Annotated in this window: 13 protein-coding genes; all 13 read left to right on the forward strand. The window is 64.0% G+C overall.

Annotated elements, in window-relative coordinates; translation table 11 throughout:
• The 13 genes from CQW31_RS27045 (at nt 1) to CQW31_RS27105 (ending at nt 16,278) form a co-directional block, all read left to right on the forward strand.
• Complete coding sequence (locus CQW31_RS27045; protein ID WP_177332362.1) at nt 1-1,482, forward strand: glycosyltransferase family 2 protein; 1,482 nt, start codon at nt 1-3, stop codon at nt 1,480-1,482.
• A 37-nt stretch (nt 1,483-1,519) separates the two neighbouring features.
• Nucleotides 1,520-2,686 (forward strand): alginate biosynthesis protein Alg44, encoded by a 1,167-nt coding sequence (locus CQW31_RS27050; RefSeq protein WP_099815839.1) that lies wholly within the window; start codon nt 1,520-1,522, stop codon nt 2,684-2,686.
• Nucleotides 2,687-2,698: 12 nt separating this feature from the next.
• Entirely contained in the window at nt 2,699-4,126 is a 1,428-nt protein-coding gene (gene algK, locus CQW31_RS27055; protein WP_054884674.1) for an alginate biosynthesis TPR repeat lipoprotein AlgK, read from the forward strand.
• A complete protein-coding gene (locus CQW31_RS27060; RefSeq protein WP_099815840.1) occupies nt 4,123-5,601 on the forward strand; it encodes an alginate export family protein in 1,479 nt (492 codons plus the stop codon). The genes algK and CQW31_RS27060 overlap by 4 nt, the downstream gene beginning before the upstream one ends.
• A 16-nt stretch (nt 5,602-5,617) precedes the next feature.
• Complete coding sequence (gene algG, locus CQW31_RS27065; protein ID WP_054884676.1) at nt 5,618-7,177, forward strand: mannuronan 5-epimerase AlgG; 1,560 nt, start codon at nt 5,618-5,620, stop codon at nt 7,175-7,177.
• Between the two features lie 13 nt (nt 7,178-7,190).
• Nucleotides 7,191-8,633, forward strand: a complete 1,443-nt coding sequence (locus tag CQW31_RS27070) for an alginate O-acetyltransferase (RefSeq protein ID WP_054884677.1) — start codon at nt 7,191-7,193, stop codon at nt 8,631-8,633.
• A gap of 7 nt (nt 8,634-8,640) precedes the next feature.
• Complete coding sequence (locus CQW31_RS27075) at nt 8,641-9,744, forward strand: mannuronate-specific alginate lyase (RefSeq protein WP_099815841.1); 1,104 nt, start codon at nt 8,641-8,643, stop codon at nt 9,742-9,744.
• A 216-nt stretch (nt 9,745-9,960) separates the two neighbouring features.
• Nucleotides 9,961-11,421, forward strand: a complete 1,461-nt coding sequence (locus CQW31_RS27080; RefSeq protein WP_054884679.1) for an MBOAT family protein — start codon at nt 9,961-9,963, stop codon at nt 11,419-11,421.
• A gap of 10 nt (nt 11,422-11,431) precedes the next feature.
• A complete protein-coding gene (locus tag CQW31_RS27085; RefSeq protein WP_099815842.1) occupies nt 11,432-12,589 on the forward strand; it encodes an alginate O-acetyltransferase in 1,158 nt (385 codons plus the stop codon).
• Nucleotides 12,590-12,609: 20 nt separating this feature from the next.
• Nucleotides 12,610-13,257: an alginate O-acetyltransferase AlgF gene (locus CQW31_RS27090; RefSeq protein ID WP_054884681.1), complete on the forward strand. Its 648-nt coding sequence runs from the start codon at nt 12,610-12,612 to the stop codon at nt 13,255-13,257.
• A 35-nt stretch (nt 13,258-13,292) separates the two neighbouring features.
• On the forward strand, nt 13,293-14,747 hold the full coding sequence (locus tag CQW31_RS27095; protein ID WP_054884682.1) for a mannose-1-phosphate guanylyltransferase/mannose-6-phosphate isomerase: 1,455 nt from the start codon (nt 13,293-13,295) through the stop codon (nt 14,745-14,747).
• Nucleotides 14,748-14,848: 101 nt separating this feature from the next.
• The gene (locus tag CQW31_RS27100; protein WP_054884683.1) at nt 14,849-15,313 is read left to right on the forward strand and encodes a hypothetical protein; all 465 of its coding nucleotides are present in this window, start codon (nt 14,849-14,851) and stop codon (nt 15,311-15,313) included.
• 152 nt (nt 15,314-15,465) lie between these two features.
• Complete coding sequence (locus CQW31_RS27105; RefSeq protein ID WP_054884684.1) at nt 15,466-16,278, forward strand: SDR family oxidoreductase; 813 nt, start codon at nt 15,466-15,468, stop codon at nt 16,276-16,278.
• Nucleotides 16,279-16,440 lie beyond the last annotated feature (162 nt).

Raw genomic sequence — 16,440 nt, forward strand, 5'->3', positions numbered from 1 at the left:
ATGCAAAGGCTCCAGACAGTGCTGTTGCAGTGCGCCGGGTGGCTGCTCTACATGAGCCTGCTCATGCTGATCGCCCTGGCCCTGCCAGCCGATATCTTCGACTCGCAGTCGAAGCACTTCATCTTCCTGGTCGGCGCAGTCGGCATCTGGCGCTATTCCATGGGCGCCACCCATTTCATCCGCGGCATGATCTTCCTCTACGGCGTCTACCCGTACCTGCGCCGCAAGGTGCAGAAGATGGGCGATGCCGCCGCGCCGTCGCACGTGTACCTGATGGTCACCAGCTTCCGTATCGAAGCGCTGACCACCGCCCAGGTGTACAGCTCGGTGATCCGCGAGGCGATCGAATGCGGCTACCCCACCACCGTGGTCTGCTCGCTGGTGGAGATGTCCGATGAACTGCTGGTAAAGAGCCTGTGGGCCCGTTACAACCCGCCCGCACACGTCACACTGGACATCGTGCGCATTGCCGGTACCGGCAAGCGCGACGGCCTGGCCTACGGCTTCCGCGCCATCTCGCGGATGCTGCCTGACGAAAACGCCGTGGTCGCCGTGATCGACGGTGACACCGTGCTCGGCGAAGGTGTGGTGCGCAAGACAGTGCCGTGGTTCAAGCTGTTCCCCAACGTCGGCGGCCTGACCACCAACGAGTTCTGCGAAGTGCGCGGCGGCTACATCATGAGCGAGTGGCACAAGCTGCGTTTCGCCCAGCGCCACATCAACATGTGCTCGATGGCCCTGTCCAAGCGCGTGCTGACCATGACCGGGCGCATGTCGATGTTCCGCGCCAGCGTCGTGACCAACCCTGAGTTCATCGCCGACGTCGAAAGCGACTCGCTGATGCACTGGCGCCTGGGCCGCTTCAAGTTCCTCACCGGTGACGACAAGTCCAGCTGGTTCAGCCTGATGCGCCTGGGCTACGACACCTTCTACGTGCCAGACGCCGCGATCAACACGGTCGAGCACCCTCCGGAGAAGAGCTTCCTCAAGGCCAGCCGCAAGCTGATGTACCGCTGGTACGGCAACAACCTGCGTCAGAACTCCCGTGCACTGGGCCTCGGCCTGCGCCGCCTGGGCCTGTTCACCAGCATCGTGCTGTTCGACCAGCGCGTGTCGATGTGGACCAGCCTGCTCGGGCTGACCGTGGCGGTGATCGCCAGCCTCAAGTTCGGCATGGGCTACCTGCTGGTGTACCTGCTGTGGATCGGCATCACCCGCCTGATCCTCACCATCATGCTGCTGTGCTCCGGCCACAACGTCGGCCCGGCCTATCCGCTGATTCTCTATTACAACCAGATCGTCGGCGCGCTGATGAAGATCTACGTGTTCTTCCGCCTCGACAAGCAGTCCTGGACCCGCCAACCGACTGCCCTCAAGCGTGACCTCGCCAGTTTTCAACAATGGTTCAACACCTGGTCCTCGCGGACCATGACCTTCTCGGCTGCCAGCATCTTCGTCGCTGTGCTGTTCATGGTCGTGTGAGCCCAACCCGGATCGGAACTAACAGGAACAAACCAAGATGAATACCGCCGTGAACGTCAACGTCGTGCATGAGTCCGAAGCCCAGCGCCAACACGCCCGGGTACGCATCCCGGCCAAGCTGCGTTTCCTCGACAAAGAACGCCAGGCCCACGATGTGAAGGTCGACGACCTCTCCGCCGGTGGCCTGAGCTTCCACACCCAACAGCCACTGTCGGTCGGTGAAGTGCTGCGCGGTCGCCTGCAGTTCACGGTCGATAACCTCGGCCTGTCGATGGACATCGAATTCCAGGTGCGCGCCCACGACAGCAAAAGCGGCCGCACCGGCGCGCAGTTCCAGAACCTCGAACCGCGCGACATCGCCACCCTGCGCCACATCATCACCACCCACCTGTCGGGTGAGCTGATCACCGTCGGCGACGTGCTCAGCACCCTGCAGCGCGACAACTTCACCAAGGCCCGCAAGCAGAAGGACAGTGGCTCCGGCCTGTCCGCCTTCGGCCGCCTGAAGGCCGTGACGGTAACCCTCGGCGTGTTCGTGGTCGGCGTGGCCGCCTTTGGTTTCGTCGCCAAATCGCTGTACGGCATGTACTTCATCAGCCATGCCGAAGCCGGCGTGGTTGCCGTGCCGACCACCACCGTCACCATGCCGCGCGACGGTACCGTCAACAGCCTGGCCGAAACCGGTGGGCAGATCGTCAAGGGCGCACCGCTGGCCAGCTTTACCACCAGCATGCTGGACATGCTCAAGGGCAGCCTGGACGACTCGCAGCTGGAACCGGCAAAGATCGAGGAACTGTTCGGCAAGCAGCTCTCCGGCACCCTGACCAGCCCTTGCGATTGCGTGGTCACGCGCCAGCTGGTGGACGACGGCCAGTACGCTGCCAAGGGCCAGCCGATCTTCCAGCTGGTGCCACGCACCACAACCCCGATGGTCGAGGCCCGCTTCAGCTACCGCCAGTTCGACGAGGTCAAGCCAGGCACCCGGGTCAACTTCCAGGTGGCCGGCGAGGACGAAGTCCGTACCGGCCAGATCGTCAGCAGCGCCAGCCTCAACAGCGATGACCTGGCCTCCGACATCCGCGTGCAGATCAAGCCCGACAGCGCCATGCCTGCCGAGCTCGCCGGCCGCCCGGCTTCGGTCAACAGCGACCGTGGCCCTTCGCTGAACTGGCTGATCGACAAAGCCGTGGCCCGCGGTCTGTAAGAGGATCCCGTGATGATTCCCCATAAGAAAAGCGCAAGCCTGGGCCTCTGTGCCCTGGCGGCCGCGGTCGCCCTGGCCGGCTGTGCGGGCCTGCCCGACCAGCGCCTGGCCAACGAAGCCCTCAAGCGCGGCGACACCGCATTGGCCGAGCGCAACTACAAGGCCCTGGCCGACCTGGGTTACAGCGACGCACAAGTGGGCTTGGCCGACATCAAGGTTGCCACTCGCGACCCGGCGAAAATCAAGGAGGCCGAAGCCACCTACCGCGCAGCCGCGCCTTCCTCGCCGCGTGCCCAGGCACGCCTTGGCCGCCTGCTGGTAGCCAAGCCCGACAGCACGCAGGCCGAGCGTGAAGAAGCGGAAACCTTGCTCAAGGCCGCCGCCAGGCAAGGTGAAGGCAATACCCTGATCCCGCTGGCGATGCTCTACCTGACCTACCCGCAGAGCTTCCCCAAGGTCAACGCGCAGCAGCAGATCGACCAATGGCGCGCCGCCGGCAACCCGGAAGCGGGCCTGGCCCAGGTGCTGCTGTACCGCACCCAGGGCACCTACGACCAGCACCTGGACGACGTCGAGAAAATCTGCAAAGCCGCGCTGAACGCTACCGACATCTGCTACGTCGAGCTGGCCACCGTTTACCAGAAGCGTGGCCAGGCCGATCAACAGGCCGCCCTGCTTGGGCAGCTCAAATCCGCCTACAGCCGTGGCGCGGTGCCGGCCACCCGGGTCGACAGCGTTGCCCGCGTGCTGGCTGACCGCAGCCTCGGCCAGACCGACGAGAAAACCGCCAAGGACTTGCTCGAACAGGTCGCCCCGGCCAACCCGGCGTCCTGGGTCAGCCTGGCACAGCTGCTGTACGACTTCCCCGAACTGGGCGACACCGACCAGCTGATGGCCTACATCGACAAGGGCCGCGAGGCCGAACAGCCACGCGCCGAACTGCTGCTGGGCCGCCTGTACTACGAGGGCAAGACCCTGCCAGCCGATGCCAAGAAGGCCGAGCAACACCTGCAGGCCGCCGCCGACGCCGGCGAAATCAGCGCCCATTACTACCTCGGCCAGCTGTACCGCCGCGGTTACCTGGGCCATGTCGAGCCGCAAAAGGCCGTCGACCACCTGCTGGCTGCTGCCCGCGGCGGCCAGAACAGCGCCGACTACGCCCTCGCCCAACTGTTCAGCGAAGGCCATGGCATCCGTCCACAGCCGGGCAACGCCTGGGTGTTCGCCCAACTGTCCCAGGTCAACCCGACACCACAGTCCAGCGAACTGCTGCAGCAGCTCGACCAGCAACTCACGCCTGACCAGCGTACCCAGGCGCAGAACCTGCTGGCGCAGGAAAAGCAGGCGCGCGGCAGCATGCTCCAGGGTGCCACCAGCACCTTGGCCCTCGAAGCGCTGCAAGACGACGAAAAAGAAGTAGAAGCTGAGGACTCGCTATGACGCTCAATCCATTCGTGAAAGCCGGCATTGGCCTGAGCTTCGCCCTGCTGTGGTCCTGCCCGACCCTGGCGGACATGACCGCCCAGAAGAATTTCGGCCTTGATGTGAAAATCACCGGCCAATCGGAAGACGACCGTGACCTCGGTACCCGTCCGGGCGGCGACGTCAACGGCCTGGGCCTCGACCTGCGCCCCTGGGTGTACGGCGAGAGCGGCAACTGGAGCGCCTACGCCATGGGCCAGGCGGTCACCGCCACCGACACCATCGAAACCGATACCCTGCGCCAGAACGACGACGGCACCACCACCGACACCGCCGCCGATGGCCGCAAGCAGGACAAGAGCTACCTGGCCATGCGCGAGTTCTGGGTCGGCTACAGCGGCCTCACTGCCTACCCGGGCGAGCAACTGCGCCTCGGCCGCCAGCGCCTGCGCAGCGACGATGGCATGTGGCGCGACACCAACATCGAAGCCTTGAACTGGACCTTCGACACCACCCTGCTCAAGGCAGACCTGGGCGTTGCCCAGCGCTTCAGCGAATACCGTACCGACCTCACCGAGCTGGCCCCGGAAGACAAGGACCGCACCCACATCTACGGCAACGTCGCCACGCAGTGGACCCCTGGCCACTGGGTCGGCCTGCGCGCCCACCACACCCATGACAGCGGCAGCCTGAAAAACCCGGGCGAAACCGTCGACGCGCTGGACAAGACCCGCACCGGCGACCTCACCTGGCTGGGCCTGGAAGCCAACAGCGACGCCTACAACTGGCGCAACGACCACACCGTCAACTACTGGGGCAGCGTCACCTGGCTGACCGGTGACCGCGACACCCTCAGCAGCCAGACTGTCGGCGACCAGACCGTGGCCACCGGCAAGCAGAGCGGCAATGTCAATGCCTGGGCCACCGACCTCGGCATCCGCCTGCGCCTGGACCCGCAATGGCAGGTCGGTGCGGCCTACGCCCGTGGTAGCGGTGGCGGCGGCGACGACGGTTCGAACAACTTCGAGCAGACTGGCCTTGAGAGCAACCGCTCCAACTTCACCGGCACCCGCTCGCGCGTGCACCGCTTCGGCGAAGCCTTCCGCGGCGAGCTGGGCAACCTCCAGGCGGCCACCCTGTTCGCCTCCTGGCAGCTGCGCGACGACTACGACGCCAGCCTCATCTATCACAAGTTCTGGCGTGTCGACGGCAACCAGAACATCGGTTCCAGCGGCATCAATGCAGTGGTCGACGACAACGGCGTGAACCGCCAACTGGTCGATGGCGAAAAAGACCTGGGCCAGGAAATGGACGTGGTCGTCACCAAGTACTTCAAGCAAGGCCTGCTGCCGGCCTCGATGAGCCAGGCGATCGACGAGCCTTCCGCCCTGGTGCGCCTGCGTGCCGGCGTGTTCAAGCCAGGCGATGCCTATGGCAAGGAAGCGGACTCGTACATGCACCGCGCCTTCGTCGACGTGATCTGGCGCTTCTGAGGCCGGGAGACCCCTGATGAACCTTCACCCGCACATCCGTCCCAGCCTCCTTGCCAGCGCTTTGCTGCTGGCAAGCCACCTGGCCGTCGCCGCAGAGCCCCAGGTGATCGCCAAGGAGCTGCAGCAGGCCAAGACCTACACTGTGGCCAGCGCACCGATCGAGCCGCTGCAGATGGACCCGCCGAAACTGCCCGACCTCACCGGCTACACCGCGCAGGCCGTGCAGAAGAAGATCGACCGCCGCCACAAAGGCAAGGTCAGCCTGCGCCGCATGTTCCAGGAGGACACCCTCAAGGAATTCGTCGGCGGCGACAACAAGGCCGCCGAGTGGGTGCAGCGCCAGCACGGCATTCCTCAGGCGATCTTCATCGATGACGGCCATGTCGACCTGGTCGAGCTGAGCAAGAAGGTGCCCAAGCAGTACCTCAGCGAAGTCGAGCCGGGCGTCTACCTGGCGCGCCTGCCGATCGTGGTCGGGCAGAAGGGCATTCTCGAGATCGACGGCAAGGTCAAGCAACTGCGCCTGTCCCAGGAAGGCGGTTCGTTCCTGGTCAACGACGGCAAGCTGTTCGTCACCGACACCCAGGTGATCGGCTGGCGCGAGAAGGACAACGGTCCGGCGACCTTCCGCTCGCCCAAGGAATTCCGCCCCTTCCTGCTGTCGTGGGGTGGAACCGAGACTTACATCGTCAATACCACGATGGCCAGCTTCGGTTATGCCAAGTCCAAGTCGTATGGCGTGAGCATCTCGCAGTACACACCGAACATGTCCAAGCGCATGGGCCGCGCGGAACCGACCGGCTGGATCATCGGTTCGACATTCAGTGACATGTGGTACGGCTTCTACTGCTACGAGACCTCCGACTTCGTGGTCAAGGACAACACCTACCACGACAACATCGTCTACGGCATCGACCCCCACGACCGCTCGCACCGCCTGATCATCGCGGGCAACACCGTGTACGGCACCAAGAAGAAGCACGGCATCATCGTTTCGCGTGAGGTCAACGACAGCTGGATCATCAACAACAAGAGCTACGACAACAAGCTTTCCGGCGTGGTGATCGACCGTAACAGCGTCAACAACCTGGTGGCCTACAACGAGATCTACCGCAACCACACCGACGGCATCACCTTGTACGAGAGCGGCGACAACCTGATCTGGGGCAACAAGCTGATCAACAACCGTCGCCACGGCATCCGCGTGCGCAACAGCGTGAACATTCGCCTGTACGAGAACATCGCCATGGCCAACGGCCTGGTCGGCGTGTACGGGCACATCAAGGACCTGTCCGATACCGACCGCGACATCGCTCTCGACCCGTTCGACACCAAGGTGTCGCTGATCGTGGTCGGCGGCGAGCTGTCGGCCAACGGTTCCGGCCCGCTGTCGATCGACTCGCCGCTGTCGGTCGAGCTGTACAAGGTATCCATGCTCGCCCCGCGCAAAGCCAGCGGCATCAGCCTCAACGGCGTGCTTGGCGAACGCCAGGACGAAATTCTCGACCTGCTGGTGCGCCAGCAGAAGGCCGTGCTGATCGACCCGGTCGAACGCCAGACCGAAATGATCGATTAAGGAAGCCCAGACCATGACTCCACACCTGATGAAACTGCTGGGCCTGTCCGCCGCCCTCCTGGCCATCAGCCAGGGCGTGCGCGCCGACGAAGTGAAGGCCCCGACCTTCACCGCCGAGCCCTGCTGCCAGCTGTGCCCCGAGGCGCATGACGCGAGCCGCTACACCACCCGCTACCAGCAGAACTTCACCACCTTGGTACAGGCCCAGGGTGACTGGCTGTTCCGTACCCGCGAAGACCTGCGCACCGAGTTCAATACCACCCCGGCCGGCTACAAACGCCTGCAGCAGGTGCACGATGCGTTCAAGAAGCGCGGCGTGGAACTGGTCGTGGTCTACCAGCCGACCCGTGGCCTGGTGAACCGCAACATGCTCAATCCAGAAGAGAAAGCCGCCTTCGATTACCAGAAGGCACTGGGCAACTACCAGGCCATGCTCAAGCGCTTCGCCAGCATGGGTTACAACGTCCCCGACCTGTCGCCGCTGACCAACGAGCAGCTGGCCGCCGCTGACCAGGGCAAGGACTTCTACTTCCGTGGTGACCAGCACTGGACGCCTTACGGCGCCGAGCGCGCCGCGAAGATCGTGGCCGAAACCGTGCACAAGATGCCGGCCTTCGAAGGCATCCCGCGCAAGGAATTCGAAACCCACAAGTCCGGGCGCATGGGCAAGACCGGCACCCTGCACAACGTTGCCGGCCAGCTCTGCGGCACCAGCTACGCCGTGCAGTACATGGACCAGTTCACCACCGAGCCGAAAGGCTCGACCGGCGGCGGCGACGACCTGTTCGGTGACAGCGGCAACGCCCAGATCACCCTGGTCGGCACCAGCCACAGTGGCAAGAACTACAACTTCTCGGGTTTCCTGGAGCAGTACATCGGCGCCGACGTGCTCAACGTCGCCTTCCCCGGTGGCGGCCTGGAGGGCTCGATGATCCAGTACCTGGGCAGTGAAGAATTCCAGAAGAACCCACCGAAGATCCTCATCTGGGAATTCTCGCCACTGTACCGCCTGGACCAGGAAACCATCTGGCGGCAGATCCTCGCCCTGCTCGACGACGGCTGCGACGATCGCCCAGCCCTGATGAGCGCCAGCGCCACCCTCAAGCCCGGCAAGAACGAGCTGATGGTCAATGGCAAGGGCGGCGTGATCAAGGACCTGATCAACCGCAACATGCAGATGGACGTCAAGTTCGAAGATCCGTCGGTCAAGGTGCTGCAGGCCACGCTCTGGTACCTCAATGGCCGTCACGAAGACATCAAGCTGGAAAAACCGGAGACCTCGGACACCGACGGCCGCTTCGTCTTCCAGATGCGCGAAGACGAAGACTGGGCCGGTCAGAGCCTGCTGGCTTTCGAAGTCCAGGGCCCGGAACAAGGCACGCAGAAAGTCGAAGCCAAGCTCTGCAAACGCAACAACTTTGCCGTGCCCGCGCAGACTGCGCAGGCTGGCCAGTGAGGCGACCATGACCATGCTCAAGCGAATTTTCAGCCCCGCCCTGCTTACCCTCGCCCTGTTTGGCAGCGCCGCACAGGCCGCACTGGTGCCCCCGCAGGGTTACTACGAGGGCATCGAAAAGTTGAAGACCAGTGACGGCAACTTCCGCTGCGAGCCAGCCCCCAAGCCGTATACCGGCGCGCTGCAGTTTCGCAGCAAGTACGAAGGCTCGGACAAGGCCCGGGCGACACTCAACGTTGCCTCGGAAAAAGCCTTCCGCAAGTCCACCGAAGACATCACCACGCTCGAGAAGGGTGTGAGCAAGATGGTCGGCCAGTACATGCGCGACGGTCGCCCGGCGCAGCTCGACTGCACCCTGGCCTGGCTCGGTACCTGGGCACGCGCCAATGCGCTGCTGTCCACCGACTACAACCACACCGGCAAGTCCATGCGCAAATGGGCGCTGGGCAGCATGAGCGGTTCGTGGCTGCGCCTGAAGTTTTCCAACTCGCAGCCGCTGGCCGCGCACCAGGCCGAGGCCGAGCTGATCGAGAAGTGGTTCGCCCGCCTCGCCGAGCAGACCGTGCGCGACTGGAGTGACCTGCCGCTGGAGAAGATCAACAACCACAGCTACTGGGCGGCTTGGTCGGTAATGGCCACCGCCGTCGCCACCGACCGCCGTGATTTGTTCGACTGGGCCGTGAAGGAATACAAGATCGGCGCCAACCAGGTCGACGAACAGGGCTTCCTGCCCAACGAGGTCAAGCGCAAGCAGCGTGCCTTGGCTTATCACAACTATGCCCTGCCGCCGCTGGCGATGATCGCCAGCTTCGCCCAGGCCAACGGCGTGGACTTGCGCGCCGAGAACAACTTCGCCCTGCAACGCCTGGGCGAAGGCGTGCTGGCGGGTGCCCGCGATCCAAGCCACTTCAAGGAACGGGCCGGCGAGAAACAGGACCTGACCGACCTCAAGCTGGACAGCAAGTACTCCTGGCTCGAGCCCTGGTGCGCGCTGTACCACTGCGTCGGCGACACCCTGCAGCGCAAGCAGCACATGCAGCCGTTCAACAGTTTCAGGCTCGGCGGCGACATGACCCGGGTCTATGACCCGAGCGCGGAATCGAAGAAGTAGGTGTCGCCTGGATTGGGGCCGCTTCGCGCCCCATCGCGACACAAGGCCGCTCCCACAAGGGATGCGCGGTACCTGTGGGAGCGGCCTTGCGTCGCGATACGAGGGCGAAGCCCTCGCCAGCAGTATTGAAGTAACAACGGTTTCCTCCGGTTTTTTTACCGGGGGGGTTGGGGGGCGCTGTGCCCCGGATGCTGTGAACAAAAAAGGAGAACCGGGATGGTCTTTTCGTCCAACGTGTTCCTGTTCCTGTTCTTGCCGGTTTTCCTCGGCCTGTACTACTTGAGCGGGCAACGCTATCGCAACCTGCTGCTGCTGGTCGCCAGCTACATCTTTTATGCCTGGTGGCGGGTCGACTTCCTCGCCCTGTTCGCCGGCGTGACCCTGTGGAACTACTGGATCGGCCTGAAAGTCGGCGCTGCCGGCGTGCGTACCAAGCCGGCCCAACGCTGGCTGCTGCTGGGCGTGGGCGTGGACCTGGCGATCCTCGGCTACTTCAAGTACGCCAACTTCGGCGTCGAAAGCCTCAATGCGATCATCACCTCGTTCGGCCTCGAACCGTTCATCCTCACCCACGTGCTGCTGCCGATCGGTATCTCGTTCTACATCTTCGAGTCGATCAGCTACATCATCGACGTGTACCGCGGCGACACCCCGGCCACCCGCAACCTGATCGACTTCGCCGCGTTCGTGGCCATCTTCCCGCACCTGATCGCCGGCCCCGTGCTGCGCTTCAAGGACCTGGTCGACCAGTTCAACAACCGCACCCACACCCTGGACAAGTTCTCCGAAGGCTGCACCCGCTTCATGCAGGGCTTCATCAAGAAGGTGTTCATCGCCGATACCCTGGCGGTGGTGGCCGACCATTGCTTCGCGCTGCAGAACCCGACCACTGGCGACGCCTGGCTCGGCGCTCTGGCCTACACCGCGCAGCTGTACTTCGACTTCAGCGGCTACAGCGACATGGCCATCGGCCTGGGGCTGATGATGGGCTTCCGCTTCATGGAGAACTTCAAGCAGCCGTACATCAGCCAGTCGATCACCGAGTTCTGGCGGCGCTGGCACATCAGCCTGTCGACGTGGCTGCGCGACTACCTGTACATCACCCTGGGCGGTAACCGCAAAGGCACCTTCAACACCTACCGCAACCTGTTCCTGACCATGCTGCTGGGCGGCCTGTGGCACGGCGCAAACTTCACCTACATCATCTGGGGTGCCTGGCACGGCATGTGGCTGGCGATCGAGCGGGCGCTGGGCATCGACACCAACCCGCAGCGCTTCAACCCGGTCAAATGGGCCTTCACCTTCCTGCTGGTAGTGGTCGGCTGGGTGATCTTCCGTGCTGAGAACCTGCACGTCGCCGCCCGCATGTACGGCGCCATGTTCAGCTTCGGCGACTGGCAGCTGTCGGAGCTCAACCGCGCCCAGCTCACCGGCCTGCAGGTGGCGACCCTGGTGATCGCCTACCTCACCCTGGCGTTCTTCGGCCTGCGCGACTTCTACCGCAACGCCACGCCGGCAGCAGCCGTGCGCACCCCGGCCCAGGTCAACGCCGATGGCTCGATCGGCCTGGACTGGACCCGGGTGATGACCCGCGCCCTGATCCTGCTGCTGTTCGTGGCCTCGATCCTCAAGCTTTCGGCGCAGAGCTACTCGCCGTTCCTGTACTTCCAGTTCTGAGGTGGATGAAATGACCCGGACATTACGCGTCACCTATTCCCTGTCGTTCCTCGGCCTGCTGGTGGGCATGGGCGCCTGGTCCACCGGTGGCTTCCAGAGCTTCCACCGTACCGAGCAGATGACCCTGCTCAACGGCAAGCTGGCCAAGGCCGCCGAAACTCACTACGACGACCAGTTCCCGATCAAGCGCCTGGGCACCAACCTCTGGGCCGCACTGGACTTCAAGCTGTTCAACGAAGGCCGCCCAGGCGTGGTGCTGGGCCGCGACCAGTGGCTGTTCAGCGACGAAGAGTTCAAGCCCAGCGCCGGTGCCGAGCAACAGATGCAAGACAACCTGGCACTGATCCGCGGGGTACGCGACACCTTGCAGAAGCATGGCAGCCAGCTGGTGCTGGCGATCATTCCGGCCAAGGCACGGGTGTATTCCGAGTACATCGGCAAGCAGCAACCGGCCAGCCTGCACGACGACCTGTACAACCGGTTCCATGCCCAGGCACGCCAGGCCAACGTGTTCGCCCCTGACCTGATGGCAGCCCTGGAACAGGCCAAGGGCCGCGGTCAGGTATTCCTGCGTACCGACACCCACTGGACGCCGATGGGTGCCGAAGTGGCGGCGCAGGCGCTGGCCGAGGCCGTCAGCCGCCAGAACCTGCTCAACGGCGCCCCGCAGACCTTTATCACCGAAGCGGGCAGCTCCACCCCGTACAAGGGTGACCTGACCAACTTCCTGCCCCTGGACCCCCTGTTCAGCAACCTGCTGCCGACCCCGGACAACCTGCAGCAACGCACGACCCGCCCTGCCGAAACCGCAGGCGAAGGCGGCGACGCCCTGTTCGCCGATAACCAGATCCCGGTCGCCCTGGTGGGCACCAGCTACAGCGCCAACCCGCACTGGAACTTCCTCGGCGCGTTGCAGCAGGCGCTGCACAGCGACGTCGCCAACTACGCCGAAGACGGCCACGGCCCGCTGCTGCCGATGCTCAAGTATCTGCAGAGCGATGCCTTCAAGAACGCCGCGCCACAAGTGGTGGTGTGGGAATTCCCCGAGCGTTATCTGCCAATGACCAATGACCTCAGCAGCTTCGATCCGCAGTGGATCGCACAGCTGAAGAACTCACGTAAATCCGAAGAAAACCTGGCCTTGTCGTCCACCCGGACGAATCACTGATCGATAGAGAGGAAATGCACATGACTACCAAAACTTCCATTGCCAAAGCCCTCACCCTCGCGGCCGGCCTTTCCCTTGCTTCCATGCAGGCCTTCGCCGGTGCCGACGCCGCGCTGTACGGCCCGAGCGCGCCGAAAGGCTCGACCTTCGTGCGCCTGTACAACGCCTCCAGCGCCCCGGCTGCGGCCAGCGTCGGCAACACCCAGATCAAGCAGGTCGGCGCCCAGGCCAGCAGCGACTTCAGCTTCCTGCCCGGTGGTGACTACACCGCCCAGGTCGGCGGCAAGAGCGTGCCGGTGAAGCTGGCGGCGGACAAGTACTACACCCTGGTCAACAGCGCCAGCGGCACCCCACAGCTGATCGAAGAACCACCGTTCAAGAACAAGCAGAAAGCCTTGGTTCGCGTGCAGAACCTCAGCGACCAGGCGGTGACCCTGAAAACCGCCGACGGCAAGACTGAAGTGGTGCCGTCGGTGGCCACCAAGGGTCGCGGCGAGCGTGAAATCAATCCGGTCAAGGTCAACCTGGCCTTGTTCGAAGGCAACAAGAAAGTCAGCGACCTGAAACCGGTCGCCCTGGAGCGTGGCGAAGCGGCCGTGCTGTACGTAACGGGTTCCGGCGGCAACTTGTCGCCGGTGTGGGTAACTCGCCCCGTGGCTAGCAACTGATCCCCCTGCCTCATAACGACTATTGGAGAAACATGATGATCCCGGTAATTCTTTCTGGTGGTAGCGGTTCCCGTCTGTGGCCTCTGTCGCGCAAGCAGTTCCCCAAGCAGTTCCTGGCGCTGACCGGTGAACACACCCTGTTCCAGCAGACCATCGAGCGCCTGCGCTTCGAAGGCATGGACGCGCCGATCGTGGTCTGCAACAAGGACCACAAGTTCATCGTCCAGGAGCAGCTCGCGGCCCTGAAACTGGAAACCCAAGGCATCCTGATGGAGCCGTTCGGGCGCAACACCGCGCCAGCCGTGGCGATGACCGCCATGAAGCTGGTCAACGAAGGCCGTGACGACCTGATGCTGGTGCTGCCCGCCGACCACGTGATCGACGACCAGAAGGCCCTGCAACGTGCCCTGGCCCTGGCCACCGTGGCTGCCGAGCGCGGCGAGATGGTGCTGTTCGGTGTGCCGGCCACCAAGCCGGAAACCGGCTACGGTTACATCCGTTCCAGCCAGGACGCGCTGCTGCCCGAAGGCGTGGCCCGGGTTGCCCAGTTCGTCGAGAAGCCCGACGAGAAGCGCGCCGCCGAGTTCGTCGCCGCTGGTGGCTACTTCTGGAACAGCGGCATGTTCCTGTTCCGCGCCAGCCGCTTCCTTGAAGAGCTGAAAAAGCACGACTCCGACATTTACGATACCTGCCTGCTGGCCCTTGAGCGCAGCCAGGAAGACGGCGATGTACTGAGCATCGACGAAGCCACCTTCGCCTGCTGCCCGGACAACTCCATCGACTACGCGGTGATGGAAAAGACCCAGCGTGCCTGCGTGGTGCCGATGTCGGCCGGCTGGAGCGATGTCGGCTGCTGGTCGTCGCTGTGGGAAGTGCACGACAAGGACGCCGACGGCAACGTCACCAAGGGCGACGTGGTGGTGCAGGACAGCCGCAACTGCATGATCCACGGCAACGGCAAGCTGGTGTCGGTGATCGGCCTGGAGAACATCGTCGTGGTCGAGACCAAGGACGCGATGATGATTGCCCACAAGGACAAGGTCCAGGGCGTCAAGCAGATGGTCAAGACCCTCGACGAGCAGGGCCGCAGCGAAACCCAGAACCACCTGGAAGTGTATCGCCCGTGGGGCTCGTACGACTCGGTGGACATGGGCGGCCGCTTCCAGGTCAAACACATCACCGTCAAGCCAGGCGCCAGCCTGTCGCTGCAGATGCACCACCACCGCGCCGAGCACTGGATCGTGGTGTCCGGCACTGCCGAGGTGACTTGTGACGAGAACGTGTTCCTGCTCACCGAGAACCAGTCGACCTACATCCCGATCGCCTCGATCCACCGCCTGCGCAACCCCGGCAAGATCCCGCTGGAGATCATCGAGGTGCAGTCTGGCAGCTACCTGGGCGAAGACGACATCGAGCGCTTCGAGGATGTCTATGGGCGGACTTCGACGCCGATCGAGCGTGGCGTTTCGGTGAAAACCATCGCGCAGTAAAGCAACACCCAAGGGGCCGCCAAAGCGGCCCCTTCCTTTTGAGGCCAGCCCGTTTTGGCGCTACGATGGTCAGACCTGCGCAACCAAGGTCTGCCTGCCCCATGATCATCGGTGCCTTTCTCATCCTCACCTGGCTGGTGCTGTTGTTGCGCTACCCGGCCAAGGCCCTGCCGATTAGCCTGGCCGCAATCTGTGGCCTTGGCCTGGTGGCATTGTTGGTCTTCTGGCAGGACAACCGCGAAGCCTCGCAACTGGCACGCCTGGAATTGCGCCTGAGCTATGCCCCCGAACACTGCCCTGCCGACCGTGCGCTGCAGGTGCGCATGAAGAACGGTAACGAAGTGCCATTGACCGAACTGCGCTGGCGCGTAGCGGCGTATGCACCGGGCGATACCGTGAACCTGGCGGAAAACACCTATAACGCACCGCGCTACCGTGGCCCGGGTGAGTTGCAGCCAGGGGCCGAGTGGCAGGACTGCTTGCCTCTGCCCCCGCTGCGCTCGGGATACCGCCCACAGACATTGGAATTCCGTGCAGAGCATCTGCAAGGTACATTTGCCAACTAGTCCAGCGCCTGTTCCGGCCCTTTCGCGGGTAAACCCGCTCCCACAGGTACAGCGCTGCCCCCAGGCTCGGCGACATCCCTGTGGGAGCGGGTTTACCCGCGAACAGGCCGGCACAGGTTAAACAAACCCCACCTGCAAAACAGGCCTCAAACATGCCCACCGTCCTGATCACCGGTTGTTCCAGCGGCATCGGCCGCGCCCTGGCCGACGCCTTCCGCGATGCCGGCCACCACGTCTGGGCTACCGCCCGCAAAGCTGAGGATGTCGAGCGCCTGAACGCCGCCGGCTTCAGCGCCCGGCAACTGGATGTGAACGACAGCGAGGCCCTGGCCCGTCTGGCCGAGGAGCTTGAAACCCTCGACATCCTGATCAACAACGCCGGCTACGGCGCCATGGGGCCGCTGCTCGACGGCGGCGTCGATGCCCTGCGCCAGCAGTTCGAGACCAATGTCTTCGCGGTTGTCGGGGTGACCCGCGCACTGTTCCCGTTGCTGCGCCGTGCACGCGGGCTGGTGGTTAATATCGGCAGCGTCTCGGGGGTGCTGGTAACGCCGTTCGCCGGCGCCTACTGCGCGTCCAAGGCCGCCGTGCATGCCCTGAGCGACGCACTGCGCCTGGAGCTGGCGCCGTTTGGCATTCAGGTGATGGAAGTGCAGCCGGGGGCGATTGCCTCGCAGTTCGCCAGCAATGCCCAGCGCCAGGCCGATCAGGTGCTGGCGGCGGATTCGCCGTGGTGGCCGCTGCGCGAGCATGTGCAGGCGCGGGCGCGGGCATCGCAGGACAAGCCGACGTCGGCGGCGGAATTTGCCCAGGGGGTGTTGGCGGCAGTTGGCAAGTCTCCGGTGCCGGGTGTGGTGCGGTTGGGCAATGGCAGCACGGCGCTGCCACTGATGGCCCGCCTGCTGCCACGGCGGTTGCTGGACTGGGCCCTGCGCAAACGCTTCGGGCTACTGCGCCCGCTTTGAGTCATGGGTTGGCTGTACCGGCTTCTTCGCGGGCTCGCCCGCTTGTATGGTTAGACTTGAAGGGGTGGTGGGACTAAATGCCCGATTCTGACTGTTCGCAGCAGTACAGACCGTGGGAGACATCGCCCCACCCCTTCCACCAAAGCGCCGATAAAGAATGCA

Source organism: Pseudomonas sp. 382 (assembly GCF_002759075.1).
Classification (GTDB): domain Bacteria; phylum Pseudomonadota; class Gammaproteobacteria; order Pseudomonadales; family Pseudomonadaceae; genus Aquipseudomonas; species Aquipseudomonas vlassakiae.